Below are 12544 nucleotides of genomic sequence, written 5' to 3' on the forward strand. Positions count from 1 at the left end.
CTGATTCTTGATTTTTGTGTCCTATACAAATATGTATACGACGAACCAAAACGTCAAATGAGGTGTTTACGGCAGAAATAGCAGGCATATGAATTCTTTATTTCAGTAAATAAAGAATTCAAAAGGCATATCAAATGAAAGCATCAGCATTTCTTCTGCAGGAGCAGGATGAGCGACCAAAGGAGTTCGCTTGTCCTGTTTTCTTTTTTTCTTCTTTTTGTGATACGATAAAGGAAAAATAATGAGGAGTGACATGGCGTGAGCGACTGTATTTTTTGCAAGATCATTGATGGAGACATTCCATGTGCAAAAGTATATGAAGACGAGCATGTATTGGCTTTTCTTGATATCAGCCAAGTAACAAAAGGACATACCCTTGTAATCCCGAAAATACATAAAGAAAACATTTATGACATGACACCAGAAGTGTCTAATCATTACTTCCAAGCGATTCCGAAAATCGCTAGAGCGATTAAGCAAGAATTTGAACCAATTGGTTTAAACCTTCTGAACAACAACGGTGAAAAAGCCGGACAATCTGTGTTCCATTACCATATGCACATCATTCCACGTTATGGTAAAGGCGACGGCTTTGGTGCCGTATGGAAATCTCACCAAGATCAATATACAGCAGAGGATTTAAAAGACATTTCTTCTGCCATCCATACGCGCCTTACCTCATCTTAATGGATGAGGTTTTTCTTTTTTTCACTTCTTTTCTGTGCTTATTCTCTGAATCGTAAGATATTTAGGACGATTCAAATTTTTTGTCCAAATGCTTCAAATTTGTGATAGGATGGTTTTATCTTTTGATCCATTAACGCGAGAAATAGGGAGAGATTGTGATGAAGCGAACGACGAATTTTAATGCTGGTCCGGCGGCGCTGCCGCTAGAAGTGCTTCAAAAAGCACAGGAAGAACTTGTTGATTTTAAACAAACCGGGATGTCTGTGATGGAACTTTCTCATCGCAGCGGTGAGTATGAAGAAGTCCACAATAAAGCGAAAGCACTCTTGGTAGAATTGATGGACATTCCAGAAGATTATGAGGTCCTCTTTTTACAAGGCGGGGCAAGTCTTCAATTTGCAATGATTCCGATGAACTTCTTACATGAAGGCGAAACGGCTCATTTCATCCAAACAGGTGCTTGGTCAGAAAAAGCCTTGTCAGAAGCAAAAGGGTTTGGTGAAACATCAGTGTTTGCCTCAAGTGAAGACGACAACTATTCGTATATTCCAGATGTAGATGCTTCCGTTTTAAATGACGGTGCTTACTTGCACATCACATCGAACAATACCATTTTCGGTACTCAGTGGAAAACGTTCCCGAACACGTCACTCCCGCTTATTGCCGACATGTCCAGTGATATTCTCAGCAAAAAAATAGACGTGTCTTCATTTGATTTCATTTATGCCGGGGCACAAAAAAATCTAGGGCCTTCTGGTATCACGATTGTGATCGCGCGCAAACGTTTATTAGAGAAAGAAAAAAGCGGCACACCTAAAATTTTAAAATATTCAACACATGCCAAAGCCAATTCTCTTTATCACACACCACCAACTTTTGCGATTTATATGCTGTCCCTTGTCCTGGAGCATGTGAAACAGGCGGGCGGTGTAGAAGCAGCAGAAAAACGCAATGAACAAAAAGCAGCGCTTCTGTATGATACGATTGATCAAAGTGGCGGTTTTTACAAAGGGCATGCACGTGCTGACAGCCGTTCGCATATGAATGTCACGTTTACCCTGCGTGATGATGCACTCACTGCATCCTTTGTGGAGAAAGCAAAACAAGAACAAATGGTTGGACTCGCCGGCCACCGTTCTGTTGGCGGATGTAGAGCCTCGATTTACAACGCTGTCTCTATAGAAGACTGCCAAAAGCTTGCGGACTTTATGAAAAAGTTCCAGCAAGAAAATGAGTAAAAAGGCTTTTCTATCGTGAAATAAATTTGTTATAATAACGAGAAATATAAAGTCATGACTCTTGCAATAAATGATCAGCCATATTATTGGAGAGTTCTAAGAGCTTAGCAGAGGAGAGCATAGAAATGAAAACAAAAGAATTAGTGATTATGTCATTGCTTGCAGCAATGGGAGCTGTTTTGCATACGATTTTCCCGCCCATCTTTTTCGGAATGAAGCCTGATATGATGCTGGTTATGATGTTTTTAAGCATCATCCTTTTTCCGAAGGTACAGCATGTCGTTGTGATCGCCCTAGTCACTGGGGTCATTTCCGCTTTGACAACAGGTTTTCCAGGCGGACAAATTCCAAATATGATTGATAAACCGGTGACAGCCTTTATCTTCTTAGCCCTTTTCTTATCTTGCCAGAAGATCAAGAACAAAGTCGTTCTGACTGCTGTACTCACCGCTGTTGGGACCGTCGTATCAGGCGTGATTTTCCTATCTGCCGCTTTACTGATTACTGGACTGCCGGCTGCGTTACCAGCACTTCTTGTAGGTGTTGTCCTGCCAGCAACTGTGATCAATACGATAGCTATGGTATTTGTCTTCCCGATTGCTCAGTCCATATTAAAGCGCGCAAGAATGATTGAAGTCGCTTAACGAATAACTGAACCTCTTCATTAGATGAAGAGGTTTTTTTCATATTGTTGACAAAGGGCTAAAATGATTCTTTATTTTAGCCCTTTGTCTTCTTTTCAGCATGATTGAAAGCCCTTGAAGTCTAGGAAGGACGAGTACTGGCGCGGAGCGAATTTGACATTCGTGAGCACCTGCACGCAGGACTGACAACGAATGCGAGGGTTTGTCTACATGCTGGAACCTCTTCATTAGATGAAGAGTTTTTTTTCATGCTTCTATAAAAGAAAAAGGGTAAGCAGCAAAATGGAGAGCGAAATCCCTGCACCTGCAGCACACACAATTGCTTTTTGTCTTAATACATGTTTTGGCGGATAAGACCCTGCATACCCAAGCTGCCTTACATAATGAATAGAACCACCTGCGAAAATCACACACATACACGTAAAAACGAACAGAAAGACAGACAACCTTCTCCCCTCCCTTTTCTTCAAAAGTATGCTAAAATAAAGCAAGCTATGTATGGAAGTTCAATGAAGCTGATCGTCAGCTCAGAGAGAACATGCGAATGTGTAAAAATTTGACTAGAGGTGATTGGAATGGCTAGTGGACGTTCTTTATTAACAGGATTATTTGTAGGCGGTCTCCTCGGAGGTGCGGCAGTGCTCCTGACGACTCCCTCTTCTGGCAGAGATGTACGCGGAAAGATGAAAGACGGCTATGACAAATTCGAAGATACGCTGACAAGATTAAAAAGAGATGGACAAGCTTTAAAAGAGCAGATTGTTGAAACCGCAAAAGAAAGTGCTGAAGTCATTAAAGAGGTCGGAACTGAATTACAAACATCGATACAGCAATGGCGCGAGGAAATCAAACCTCATCAGCAGGACTTACAAAAGGAAATTCAGGAAATTGAGGAAAAGCTCAAACAACTGGAGAAAACCTTACAAAACTAATATACTCACAAAAAAATATTCGTTTACAAAAGTGTGCGGGGTGCGTATCCCGCACTTTTTTTGTTGAAAAAAGGTTATTTTGTCAATGTTTTTCATGACTTTTAAAAATTCTTGAATTTTCAGCTTTATTAATCTTTATTTTATTGGCATAATAGAATTACAAGAAAAAGAGAAGTAGGTGAAATGGATGAATCATTCGGAACAGCCTTTCGATGTAAAAGAAGCACTTTTATTCAGTCAAAGAATGGCCCAATTGAGCAAAGCTCTTTGGAAATCCATTGAAAAGGACTGGCAGCAGTGGATCAAACCGTATAACCTAAATATCAATGAACATCATATTTTGTGGATTGCGTATCAATTAAAAGGAGCTTCAATATCAGAAATTGCAAAGTTTGGCGTCATGCATGTATCAACGGCGTTTAACTTCTCCAAGAAACTGGAGGAACGAGGATTTTTAAAATTTTCTAAAAAGTTAAACGATAAACGCAATACGTATATTGAGCTAACGCCAAAAGGCGAAGAGACATTCCATAAACTACTCGAAGATTATGACCCGGCCCGAACTGGTATTGTCAAAGGCGCACAGCCGCTTCATGACATTTACGGAAAGTTCCCTGAAATTTTAGAAATGATGTGTATTATCCGAAACATTTATGGTGAGGACTTCATGGAGATTTTTGAGAAATCGTTTTCAAACATTGAGAAGGACTTTTTGAATGAACGTGGGAAAGTCACGAAAAAGCCTGAAGAACTTGAAGACTCAGCGGAGGAAAAAGCGGCTAAAGCAAATCAAATTGTTTAATGATCTTTATAAATTCATTCATTAACGGCTGAAACAGCCCTTGATCATGCAAAGCAAAAATCGTCTCATGAACATCCAGCTTTTCAATTAACTGTCCCGCAAACAGCGCAAGGAGATCGTCGAACATGACGTAGCCTTGTGCTTTTTGCTTGTCCATTTCATCTGAGAGCTCAGCACAAATACGCTCAATGTCCTTTGCCTCTTCTTTCGATACACGCTGCCGGATCAATAGCGCATAATATGGATAACGGCTCATATCTGTCGCCGTCAGTAACAGTTCCATATAATATTCGAGCTGGCTCATTCGTTCCTCAATACTCATGTACGTTCCCTCTTTCTCTTAGTCACTCTATTTTAGCCGAAATTACTCATTGACGAAAGAGACGAACCTCCCTCTTATGTCTTTTTTTCTTGAAAAACCCAAAGTTTCCTCTCTTTATTCCATATGAATGTAACAATTTATTTTTTTTCATGAAAACCATTGATTTTTATCCTCAGGAAGAGTAAATTATCTTGAGATATTCAATTAGTTTTTTTGAGATTGGAAGGATGAAAAATGAATTGTTGGAAGACCATTAATCTTGAAAAGGATTATGGTTATACGAGAATGATGATTTCAGCCATATGTCTTACTGTATTTTTTTTCATTATGGCATTTTTATGTTTTCAACTGACTCATCCTGAAACGAGACTCAGCAGTCACAATGCACCACTTTTTGTCGTGCTTTTACTTGCGACATTGCTTGTCCACCGCGTGGTTCACTTGATCCCAGTCATGAAACATAAGAAAAAAATGACGTTATTTAAACGAAATTGCTGGCAGCGCGTGCCTAAGAGAGTGATGCTTTTCTCACTGCTCAGCCCGTTTTGTGTCATCTCACCTGTTTACTTTGTTTTAGGAATGGCATTTCCAATGTACGCACACTATTTTATTATGATCGCAAGTATTCATGCAGGCTATTGTTTGCCTGACTTTTTATTTGCTTGGAAACTGCTAAAAGCGCCAAAATCATGCATCATTGATCAAGCCCAAGACGAGTTTGATATTTTAGTTGACCCAACTTCCTCATCATGAGGTTTTTAAAGCCAACTTCTATCTTTTTCATAAAAAATTTGGTAATGTAGTATGGGAATAGCATAGAGAGGGGGGATCTCCGATAGTTTTATTTTACTTCATCGTCTTTGCCGCGTTTATTGTGTATTCAATAAACAGGCTTACTAATACATTATGCCTTGTCAGAGAGATTCCTGAAGAACGGCAAGATAAGGTGTTTCGCTTTATCAATGTATCGATACTGATCTTACTGATCTCATCATTTGTTGAAATTACCATATCTATTTAAGATCAAAGCAAAAGCTGCCTGTTTGATGGCAGCTTTTTGTGTATGATGATCTATTAGCAAATCCAAGATGCACCGATAATGATCAATAAGATGAATAATACGACGACTAGTGCAAAACCGCCAGCAAAGACTTCTCCTCCCATGTGAAAACACCTCCTGCCAGTTCTTCCTCTGTTCTAAGCTCAGTGTATGCAGAAAATTTTAAAACGTTTAGGCACTTGTCATCGTTTTAAAAAAGAACCGCCCGCACGCATGGCAGGACGGCTCCTTTCTGTAACAGCGATTTAATTAATAAAGATATGCTGCACCAACGATGATCAGCAAAATGAATAGCACGACCAATAAAGCAAACCCATTAGAATATCCTGCTCCCATATAATTCAGCCTCCTTTTTGTGATCAATATATGTGTATGTTGGTCGCAAAAATTTGACTAGACGAATGCCCTCCCATTTGCATTTCTTTTTACAGCATGTCACAATATGTTATGATACAAGCAATGATAAATAAATTGGAAAGATTAGGAGTGTTTTTTGAATGAAAAAAATGGCTTTAGCAGCTGTAACAGCAGTAAGTGTTTTAACTCTTGGCGCATGCAGTAGCGGTGACAAAGAAGTGATCGCAACAACAAAATCAGGAGATGTCACAAAAGAAGAGCTTTACACAACACTTAAAAAACAAGCAGGTGGAGATGCTTTAAACCTACTTGTTCAACAAAAGGTTCTTGCTGACAAATACAAAGTATCAGATAAAGAAATTGATAAGAAATTGGAAGAATATAAAAAGACACTTGGTGAAGATCGTTTAAAACAACTTCAAGATGAATTCGGAAAAGATTACATCAAAGATCAAGTAAAATATGAGCTGCTGACTCAAAAGGCTGCCAAAGCTAACATCAAAATCACTGACAAAGAAGTAAAAGCGTATTATGATGACCTAAAAGGGAAAATCCGTGCAAGCCACATTTTAGTTGCTGACAAGAAAACAGCAGATGAAGTAGAAAAGAAATTAGATAAAGGCGAAAAATGGGATGACCTTGTATCTGAATATTCAACTGACACTGCTTCAGCAGCACAAGGCGGCGATGTAGGCTGGTTCGCAAAAGATGGCCAAATGGATGAGAACTTCAGTAAAGCTGCCTTCAAACTAAAAGTAAATGAAATCAGCAAACCAGTAAAATCTCAATTTGGTTACCATATCATTAAAAAGACCGAAGAACGCGGTAAATACGATGACATGAAAGCAGACTTGAAAAAAGAACTGCTTGATCAAAAACAAGCAGATAACAATGAAATTCAGACGATCTTAAACAAATTGGTGAAAGATGCTGATGTGAAAGTAAAAGATAAAGAACTTGAAAATACATTCAAAGAAAAATCTGAGCAAACCACACAACAAACAACAAACCAATAATGAACGAAAAACCCCTCTACATGAACTTGTAGAGGGGTTTTTTTATTCTTATTGATTATGCAATCGAATGGTCCTCATGCTTCGCCGTTTCCTGTGATCGTTTCATTTGCTGTCCTTGACGTCTACGCTCTCTCTCCTGCTCCATTCGTTCGATAAAGATTTCTCCCTCTTTTTCAATAAAGGATTGATCAATCTCTTGCTCCTCTTTGGCTGTCGTCATTAATTTATAGGCACAAAAAATAATACCAATGATACATGCATATACCCACCATGGAAAAAATAACATTGTCTTCCCCTCCTTTTTCAGGACTAATCTCTCTTCCTTTGTGTTACATGCTTATGCGAAAAGAAGACAAGTTATGAAAAAAAACGCCCGCATCAAACGGGCGTTTTATCATGATGATTCATTGTGAAAGGTTGGTTTATAAAACGAACGATTCTCTAGTGCAAAAATACGCTCTGTATATTCTCCTGGCTTCACATGCTCAAGCGCACGATCCATCATGTTCATTTTTGCATCTAAATTATCTATATAGTGGAGAATTTCCGCTTCCTTCACCATTGGTGGTTTAGGACTGCCCCACTCCCCTTTTCCATGATGACTCAGCACTAAATGCTGCAGAATCAGAATTTCCTCAGAATCAATGCCAAGCTCCTCTGCGGCTTTCGCAATTTCTGTCACCATAATAGAAATGTGGCCAATTAAGTTCCCTTCTACTGTATATGTGGTGGAGACAGGACCCGAAAGCTCTTTGACTTTCCCTAAATCATGTAGAATGATCCCTGAATATAAAAGATCTCGATCAAGTGATGGGTATAGATCAACAATGGATTTCGCTAAATGAAGCATCGATACCACGTGATAGGCAAGACCCGAAACAAACTCGTGATGGTTTTTCGTAGCTGCTGGGTAATCAGCGAATTCCTGTCCATATTTCTTCAGCAAATGTCTTGTGACACGCTGAATATTAGGGTTTTTCATATCAAAAATATATTGCATGATGGTATCCATCATATCGTGCTTTGGAATAGGAGCTGTTTCTAGAAAATCATCAATGCGGATTTGCTCGTTTTCAGCAACAGGACGTATATTCCTAAGCTTCAGCTGATTCCTTCCGCGATAATGATGAATATCACCTACTACCTTTACAATGGTTTGTGCGGCATATGTGAGTTCATCATTCTGCTTTGCATCCCATAGCTTCGCCTCAATATCTCCACTTTGATCTTGAAGAATTAACGTTAAAAATGGTTTGCCATTACTCGCAATCCCTTTAGTAGATGATTTAATTAATAAATGCAGGTCAACTTGTTCGCCGACGTCATAGGTCATGATCCCTTTAGCCATTCAATAAATGCTCCTTCCATGTTTCTGCTCATATAAGTATAACATAAGTCATAATTTGTCAATCATTCCACTGCTAAACTCGTAATCTGCCCGTTTTCCGCTGCTTGTTTCATATAATGATGACAAGTGTAATAAAACAGCTGTGTTTCAAAACGAGTGAGTTCATTCATCAGCTCCAGTACCCTTTCTAGACGGACATGATCAAAGTGAACGAAACTGTCATCCATCATAAATGGGAGCTGACAATCTTGCTGGTGGGACAAAGCAAGTGCAAAACGAATCGAGAGATAAATCTGCTCACATGTTGCTTGTGAAAGCTCCTCCGGGCGGAATAGGCGTCCATCCCTCCGTTTCACAATCAGCCGGTCATCTTCGGCAGAAAATAAAATCACTTCATATCGATCATTCGTTAACGGCTGAATAAATCGGGAAGCTGTTTGGAGGAGTGCTGGTAGCCTCGTTTCTTTATGCTCATTGAGTTTCTCTCGAATGACGGAACGAACGAGCTGAATAGCCGCCCATTTTTTCGCTAGATGCTTTGCCTGCTCCTGCTCTACAGCAAGCTGATGAGTCAAATCAGACACTGTACCTGATGCTTCTATTTGGCGTATTTCTACTGCTAATTCTGCCAAGCGTTTTTTCATATTCGTCACATTCTCTTGCAATTCATTCAGACGTTTTTTTGCTTGTGCACACTGCTCCTCAAGGGTGCGTAAACCTTTACGGACAATGACCTCTTCCTCATCTATATAACCGCTTTTGTGCAGCTCTTGGTTCAGCTGCTGCAAATTGTACAGCCGCTCACGGTATTCTTTGGATAGATGAGATAGGACATGATAATCTTCTTTTGACGCTGCTTCTACTTTTCGAAAAAGCTCGTCCGTTTGTTTTTCATAATATTGAACTTCTCCTTCTAATGTTGTCAGCTGCTGCTCTACATGTTGAATGGATACGTGCAATGTCTGACATTCTTTTTCTCTTTTTTCCTCATCTTTCAATATCTCTTGAAAGGCTGAGATATTCTCTTGAATGGTCCCTTCTTTTCTTTGAAGGAGACTCATGAGCGCTGAAACTCTTTGCTCGTAGGTCGATTGCTGCTGTGTGAGCATCTCTATTTCCTTGTTAAGCGCCTCATATGCCGCTGTATTCGCTTTTAATTGTTTCAGGATATGGAAAGCTTCCACAAGGAATGAGAGCTCTGAGGACAACCCCAGCTGCCTTCTCATATCTTCTACTTGCTGCTGTACAGGTTCCAGTTCCCGCTCCCAGTCTTCATACTGCTGTATCATTCTTTCGTATAAAAGCTCCTTTTGCTTCACTAGCGTTTCAGCTGAAGCTGTTTGAACTTGAAAAGAATGATAGGCGTTACTGTCGTTTGCTTCCTTCATCTGAGTCTGTTTAAGCACTGGATAAATAGCAATCAAGATAAATACGGAAAATCCTGCAAACAGTAACGTCACCCAGCTCTCTGCTAAAACGAATAAGACCGTGAGAATGATAGCACATAGCACGAACATCAGCGGGAATAACCACACTCTGGAATGCTTCTGTTTCACTGTAGCCCTTGTGCCCCTGACATCTTCTGCATCTTGCTCTTTAACGGGCTGTTCCTTTAATCCTTTTAGAGCGGTTTCCGCTTCTTCTAGCTCATGTCTTGCATGATCAAACCGGTCATCGAGCTGCGTTTTCCTATCCATTAAACGAACGTATTGGCTCACAGCCTCTTTTAATTCCCACTCAAAGTCAAGTGAATCATCCAGCTGGTCAAGCTTGATTGGACGCTGCCACTTCAGCTTCGCTGATGCTTCTTCTATTTTTTGTTTCAAAGAATTCTGCTCTGTTTTCCCTTCTGCTAAGCGTTTCTTCACAAGTTCAGCATCAGATGATTCAGCTATGACTCGCTTCATCTCCAATACCGTATCCTTGTCATAGAGTGGCTGAACTTGCGTGAGCGACGTTTGCAAATGATCTAATTTTTGTTTCAGTGCCGTCAATTGCGCCTTTTTTGGGTGAAGGTGTGATTCTAATTTATCAAGTTCATGCGCGGTTTCCGGTCTAAACCGTTTGACTCGTTCTGGATAACTAGCCAAATCTTTTTTTAACTCTATCTTTTTTTCTATCATAGGATAAAGTCGAATATGTTCAGTCAAATGCTGAATCTCTTTTTCAGTCTGTCTCATTTCATGCTGAAGCATTTCTACCTTCTCGGTTAATTCAGCTTGTTCTTTTTTCTTTTCGGTATAACGACTTTCTACCAATTTGGCCTGTTTCAACTTACCTGACAGCTCTTTTACATGATCAAGCTGCTGATTTAATTCAGGCTTACGTCCATTCGGTTTAAAAAGCTGCTCCTGCTGTTTTAGCAACCTACTGTCCATTTTGGATGCCGCATCTGAGCCAAACAAACTTGAAAAGAGTAAAAATTCCCCTATTTGATCTTGATTTAATGCTTGTACATTTTGCAGACCAAACACGTCAAAAGAATAGATCGATTGGTATAATCTGCGATCCGTTCCCTTTAACATCGCATGTAGAAAAGCTTCATCTTTCACTTCACCATTTGGAAGCAACACCTGAGCTTGGCCGCCATGATCAGATGTTCTTTCAATATGAATCACACCTAATTCCTCATCTAAACACGTAAGAGAACCACCATAAAACGAGCCATGCTTTGGCTTATACATATGGCTTTTGGAAAAACCAAATAACATCGATTCAATAAACGCCTTCAATGTCGTTTTCCCCGATTCATTCAGGCCATAAACTAACTGAAAACCGTCATCAGAAAAGTGGAAGGTTTGATTGGAAAATTTCCCGAAATTCGCAATATGGAGTGAACGTATTTTCATCATGCCTCTCCTTTTCTCATAATTGCTTCAGCTGTTCTGCCAGCAGCCTTTGTGCCTCTTCTTTAATATCGATCTCGTCCTCTTTTGTAAGAGCTTTTCCTGCTTTTCTATAGGTTGGATGACGCTTGATCGGTAAAAGCAGCTCATCATACGCATCAAACTCGGCAATTTCTGCTGTTAGTTCTGTCAAAAAAGAATCTTCTGGATAGACGGCATCTTCATATGTCCGGCAGTCAATCGACATCACCCAAACGAACAAGTCTTCATCTTCCTCCTGTTCATGAAGTACAACCATCAGCTCCTCAAGCACTTCAAGCTGCGTGAGCTCCATATAAGCAGGAGCATCGCCAGTTAGTACGATTTTCACAAAATGAGGAACACCTCTCTCTTTCAGTCCACTCATCTTTTTGTCCACAAGTGTCACAAGATCGGTCATATGAGCGGTATGTGTGATATCTATTGTCAATGTCTCAAAGATGACATCTGAACAGCTCACAAACTCCGCTCTTTGAGCATCTTCAGATAGGTAAACGACATAACAGCCTTTCTCTCCTGTTTCTTTTATATGTCTTCCTTGCACGTTTCCAGGATAAATCACCATTGGATCTTCATGCAGAAGAGCCCGCTTATGAATATGTCCAAGCGCCCAATAATCAAAATCCCGCGCTAGAAGCTGCTGAAGCTGAAATGGTGCATACGCATCATGCCCTTCTTGACCTGCTAATGTGCCGTGAAGCATGGCAATATGATAGGGGGCATCTGTTTTTTTTTTCATAGTAAGGTGTCATATTTTCATGGACAGCCCGCTCTTTGTAGCTGAACCCGTAAATACTTGCCACAAGCTGACCTTCTCTATAAAAGGCTTGCTCACTTGGCGTACTGCTCAAAATAACGTGAACATTCTCTGGCCACTCAATTGGTGTCCATTCACCACCTAAATGATCATGATTACCATAAATAATAAACACTTCAATCCCGTGTGATTGCAGCTTAAGAAACTGATTTCTTAAAAAAAGTTGTGCTTTTAGGCTGCGATTCGATTCGTCAAATAGATCTCCGCTTAGCAGCATAAAGTCTACTTCTCGATCAATTGCAAGTTCAAACATGTTCTTGGCACTTTGAAATGTACTTTCTTTCAACCTCTTAAAAATTCGGTTCGGTATATTGGACATTCCCGCAAACGGACTATCTAAATGAAGATCTGCGGCATGAATAAAAGTGAGCTTCGTCAAACGTCTATCTCCTTGTACGTTACTGTAGTTGTCCATATTTTATCACGCCGTTTTTAC

The 12544-nt window shown here is 40.0% G+C and carries 15 protein-coding genes and 1 pseudogene; 8 read left to right on the plus strand and 8 right to left on the minus strand.

The features are described from left to right. The first annotated feature begins 258 nt into the window (after positions 1-258). The 3 genes from KFQ09_RS04625 (at position 259) to KFQ09_RS04635 (ending at position 2569) form a co-directional block, all read left to right on the plus strand. Positions 259-687 (plus strand): HIT family protein, encoded by a 429-nt coding sequence (locus tag KFQ09_RS04625; protein ID WP_024719993.1) that lies wholly within the window; start codon positions 259-261, stop codon positions 685-687. Between the two features lie 158 nt (positions 688-845). After that, positions 846-1925 (plus strand): 3-phosphoserine/phosphohydroxythreonine transaminase, encoded by a 1080-nt coding sequence (gene serC, locus KFQ09_RS04630; RefSeq protein ID WP_007497164.1) that lies wholly within the window; start codon positions 846-848, stop codon positions 1923-1925. A gap of 125 nt (positions 1926-2050) precedes the next feature. Then, complete coding sequence (locus tag KFQ09_RS04635) at positions 2051-2569, plus strand: tryptophan transporter (RefSeq protein ID WP_008348886.1); 519 nt, start codon at positions 2051-2053, stop codon at positions 2567-2569. 254 nt (positions 2570-2823) lie between these two features. On the opposite strand, the gene KFQ09_RS04640 is transcribed toward KFQ09_RS04635, so the two are convergent. Continuing rightward, on the minus strand, positions 2824-3015 hold the full coding sequence (locus tag KFQ09_RS04640; RefSeq protein ID WP_008348888.1) for a membrane protein YhzF: 192 nt from the start codon (positions 3013-3015) through the stop codon (positions 2824-2826). Between the two features lie 129 nt (positions 3016-3144). Here KFQ09_RS04640 and KFQ09_RS04645 point away from each other — a divergent pair, with 129 nt between their 5' ends. Beyond that, a complete protein-coding gene (locus tag KFQ09_RS04645) occupies positions 3145-3501 on the plus strand; it encodes a YtxH domain-containing protein (RefSeq protein WP_007497160.1) in 357 nt (118 codons plus the stop codon). A gap of 187 nt (positions 3502-3688) precedes the next feature. Continuing rightward, entirely contained in the window at positions 3689-4303 is a 615-nt protein-coding gene (locus KFQ09_RS04650) for an HTH-type transcriptional regulator Hpr (RefSeq protein WP_008348891.1), read from the plus strand. Here KFQ09_RS04650 and KFQ09_RS04655 read toward each other — a convergent pair. Continuing rightward, positions 4281-4625, minus strand: coding sequence for a YhaI family protein (locus KFQ09_RS04655; protein ID WP_007497157.1), 345 nt, complete (start codon positions 4623-4625; stop codon positions 4281-4283). The two genes, KFQ09_RS04650 and KFQ09_RS04655, sit on opposite strands and share 23 nt — an antisense overlap. Before the next feature lie 234 nt (positions 4626-4859). On the opposite strand from KFQ09_RS04655, the gene KFQ09_RS04660 reads away from it, so the two are divergent. Together KFQ09_RS04660 and KFQ09_RS04665 are read left to right on the plus strand one after the other, a co-directional pair. After that, complete coding sequence (locus KFQ09_RS04660) at positions 4860-5378, plus strand: DUF3267 domain-containing protein (RefSeq protein WP_007497155.1); 519 nt, start codon at positions 4860-4862, stop codon at positions 5376-5378. A gap of 82 nt (positions 5379-5460) precedes the next feature. After that, on the plus strand, positions 5461-5646 hold the full coding sequence (locus KFQ09_RS04665) for a hypothetical protein (protein WP_072368131.1): 186 nt from the start codon (positions 5461-5463) through the stop codon (positions 5644-5646). A gap of 53 nt (positions 5647-5699) precedes the next feature. Here the strand turns inward: KFQ09_RS04665 and KFQ09_RS04670 are convergent, their stop codons facing one another. Both KFQ09_RS04670 and KFQ09_RS04675 read right to left on the minus strand, forming a co-directional pair. Then, complete coding sequence (locus tag KFQ09_RS04670) at positions 5700-5789, minus strand: YjcZ family sporulation protein (protein ID WP_017360317.1); 90 nt, start codon at positions 5787-5789, stop codon at positions 5700-5702. Between the two features lie 145 nt (positions 5790-5934). Continuing rightward, entirely contained in the window at positions 5935-6021 is an 87-nt protein-coding gene (locus KFQ09_RS04675; protein ID WP_008361129.1) for a YjcZ family sporulation protein, read from the minus strand. 161 nt (positions 6022-6182) lie between these two features. Here KFQ09_RS04675 and KFQ09_RS04680 point away from each other — a divergent pair, with 161 nt between their 5' ends. Beyond that, entirely contained in the window at positions 6183-7058 is an 876-nt protein-coding gene (locus tag KFQ09_RS04680; RefSeq protein ID WP_007497153.1) for a peptidylprolyl isomerase, read from the plus strand. Between the two features lie 55 nt (positions 7059-7113). Here KFQ09_RS04680 and KFQ09_RS04685 read toward each other — a convergent pair whose 3' ends face one another. From KFQ09_RS04685 to KFQ09_RS04700, 4 genes and pseudogenes are all read right to left on the minus strand, one after another. Continuing rightward, positions 7114-7344, minus strand: coding sequence for a sporulation YhaL family protein (locus KFQ09_RS04685; protein ID WP_017360318.1), 231 nt, complete (start codon positions 7342-7344; stop codon positions 7114-7116). Between the two features lie 108 nt (positions 7345-7452). Further along, entirely contained in the window at positions 7453-8406 is a 954-nt protein-coding gene (gene yhaM / locus KFQ09_RS04690; protein WP_007497151.1) for a 3'-5' exoribonuclease YhaM, read from the minus strand. Positions 8407-8468: 62 nt separating this feature from the next. Beyond that, positions 8469-11255, minus strand: a complete 2787-nt coding sequence (locus KFQ09_RS04695) for an ATP-binding protein (RefSeq protein WP_255836062.1) — start codon at positions 11253-11255, stop codon at positions 8469-8471. Between the two features lie 16 nt (positions 11256-11271). Beyond that, positions 11272-12487: pseudogene (locus tag KFQ09_RS04700) on the minus strand (exonuclease SbcCD subunit D). Between the last annotated feature and the right edge of the window lie 57 nt (positions 12488-12544).

Source organism: Bacillus sp. FS02 (genome assembly GCF_024398395.1).
Lineage (GTDB): Bacteria > Bacillota > Bacilli > Bacillales > Bacillaceae > Bacillus > Bacillus altitudinis.

Excerpts from the sequence above, each read along its gene's own strand:
- KFQ09_RS04655 (WP_007497157.1), bottom strand. The coding sequence starts at position 4,625 with ATGAGTATTGAGGAACGAATGAGCCAGCTCGAATATTATATGGAACTG.
- KFQ09_RS04695 (WP_255836062.1), bottom strand. The coding sequence starts at position 11,255 with ATGAAAATACGTTCACTCCATATTGCGAATTTCGGGAAATTTTCCAAT.
- KFQ09_RS04660 (WP_007497155.1), top strand. The coding sequence starts at position 4,860 with ATGAATTGTTGGAAGACCATTAATCTTGAAAAGGATTATGGTTATACG.
- serC (WP_007497164.1), top strand. The coding sequence starts at position 846 with ATGAAGCGAACGACGAATTTTAATGCTGGTCCGGCGGCGCTGCCGCTA.
- KFQ09_RS04650 (WP_008348891.1), top strand. The coding sequence starts at position 3,689 with ATGAATCATTCGGAACAGCCTTTCGATGTAAAAGAAGCACTTTTATTC.
- KFQ09_RS04685 (WP_017360318.1), bottom strand. The coding sequence starts at position 7,344 with ATGTTATTTTTTCCATGGTGGGTATATGCATGTATCATTGGTATTATT.
- KFQ09_RS04670 (WP_017360317.1), bottom strand. The coding sequence starts at position 5,789 with ATGGGAGGAGAAGTCTTTGCTGGCGGTTTTGCACTAGTCGTCGTATTA.
- KFQ09_RS04635 (WP_008348886.1), top strand. The coding sequence starts at position 2,051 with ATGAAAACAAAAGAATTAGTGATTATGTCATTGCTTGCAGCAATGGGA.
- KFQ09_RS04645 (WP_007497160.1), top strand. The coding sequence starts at position 3,145 with ATGGCTAGTGGACGTTCTTTATTAACAGGATTATTTGTAGGCGGTCTC.
- KFQ09_RS04675 (WP_008361129.1), bottom strand. The coding sequence starts at position 6,021 with ATGGGAGCAGGATATTCTAATGGGTTTGCTTTATTGGTCGTGCTATTC.
- yhaM (WP_007497151.1), bottom strand. The coding sequence starts at position 8,406 with ATGGCTAAAGGGATCATGACCTATGACGTCGGCGAACAAGTTGACCTG.
- KFQ09_RS04680 (WP_007497153.1), top strand. The coding sequence starts at position 6,183 with ATGAAAAAAATGGCTTTAGCAGCTGTAACAGCAGTAAGTGTTTTAACT.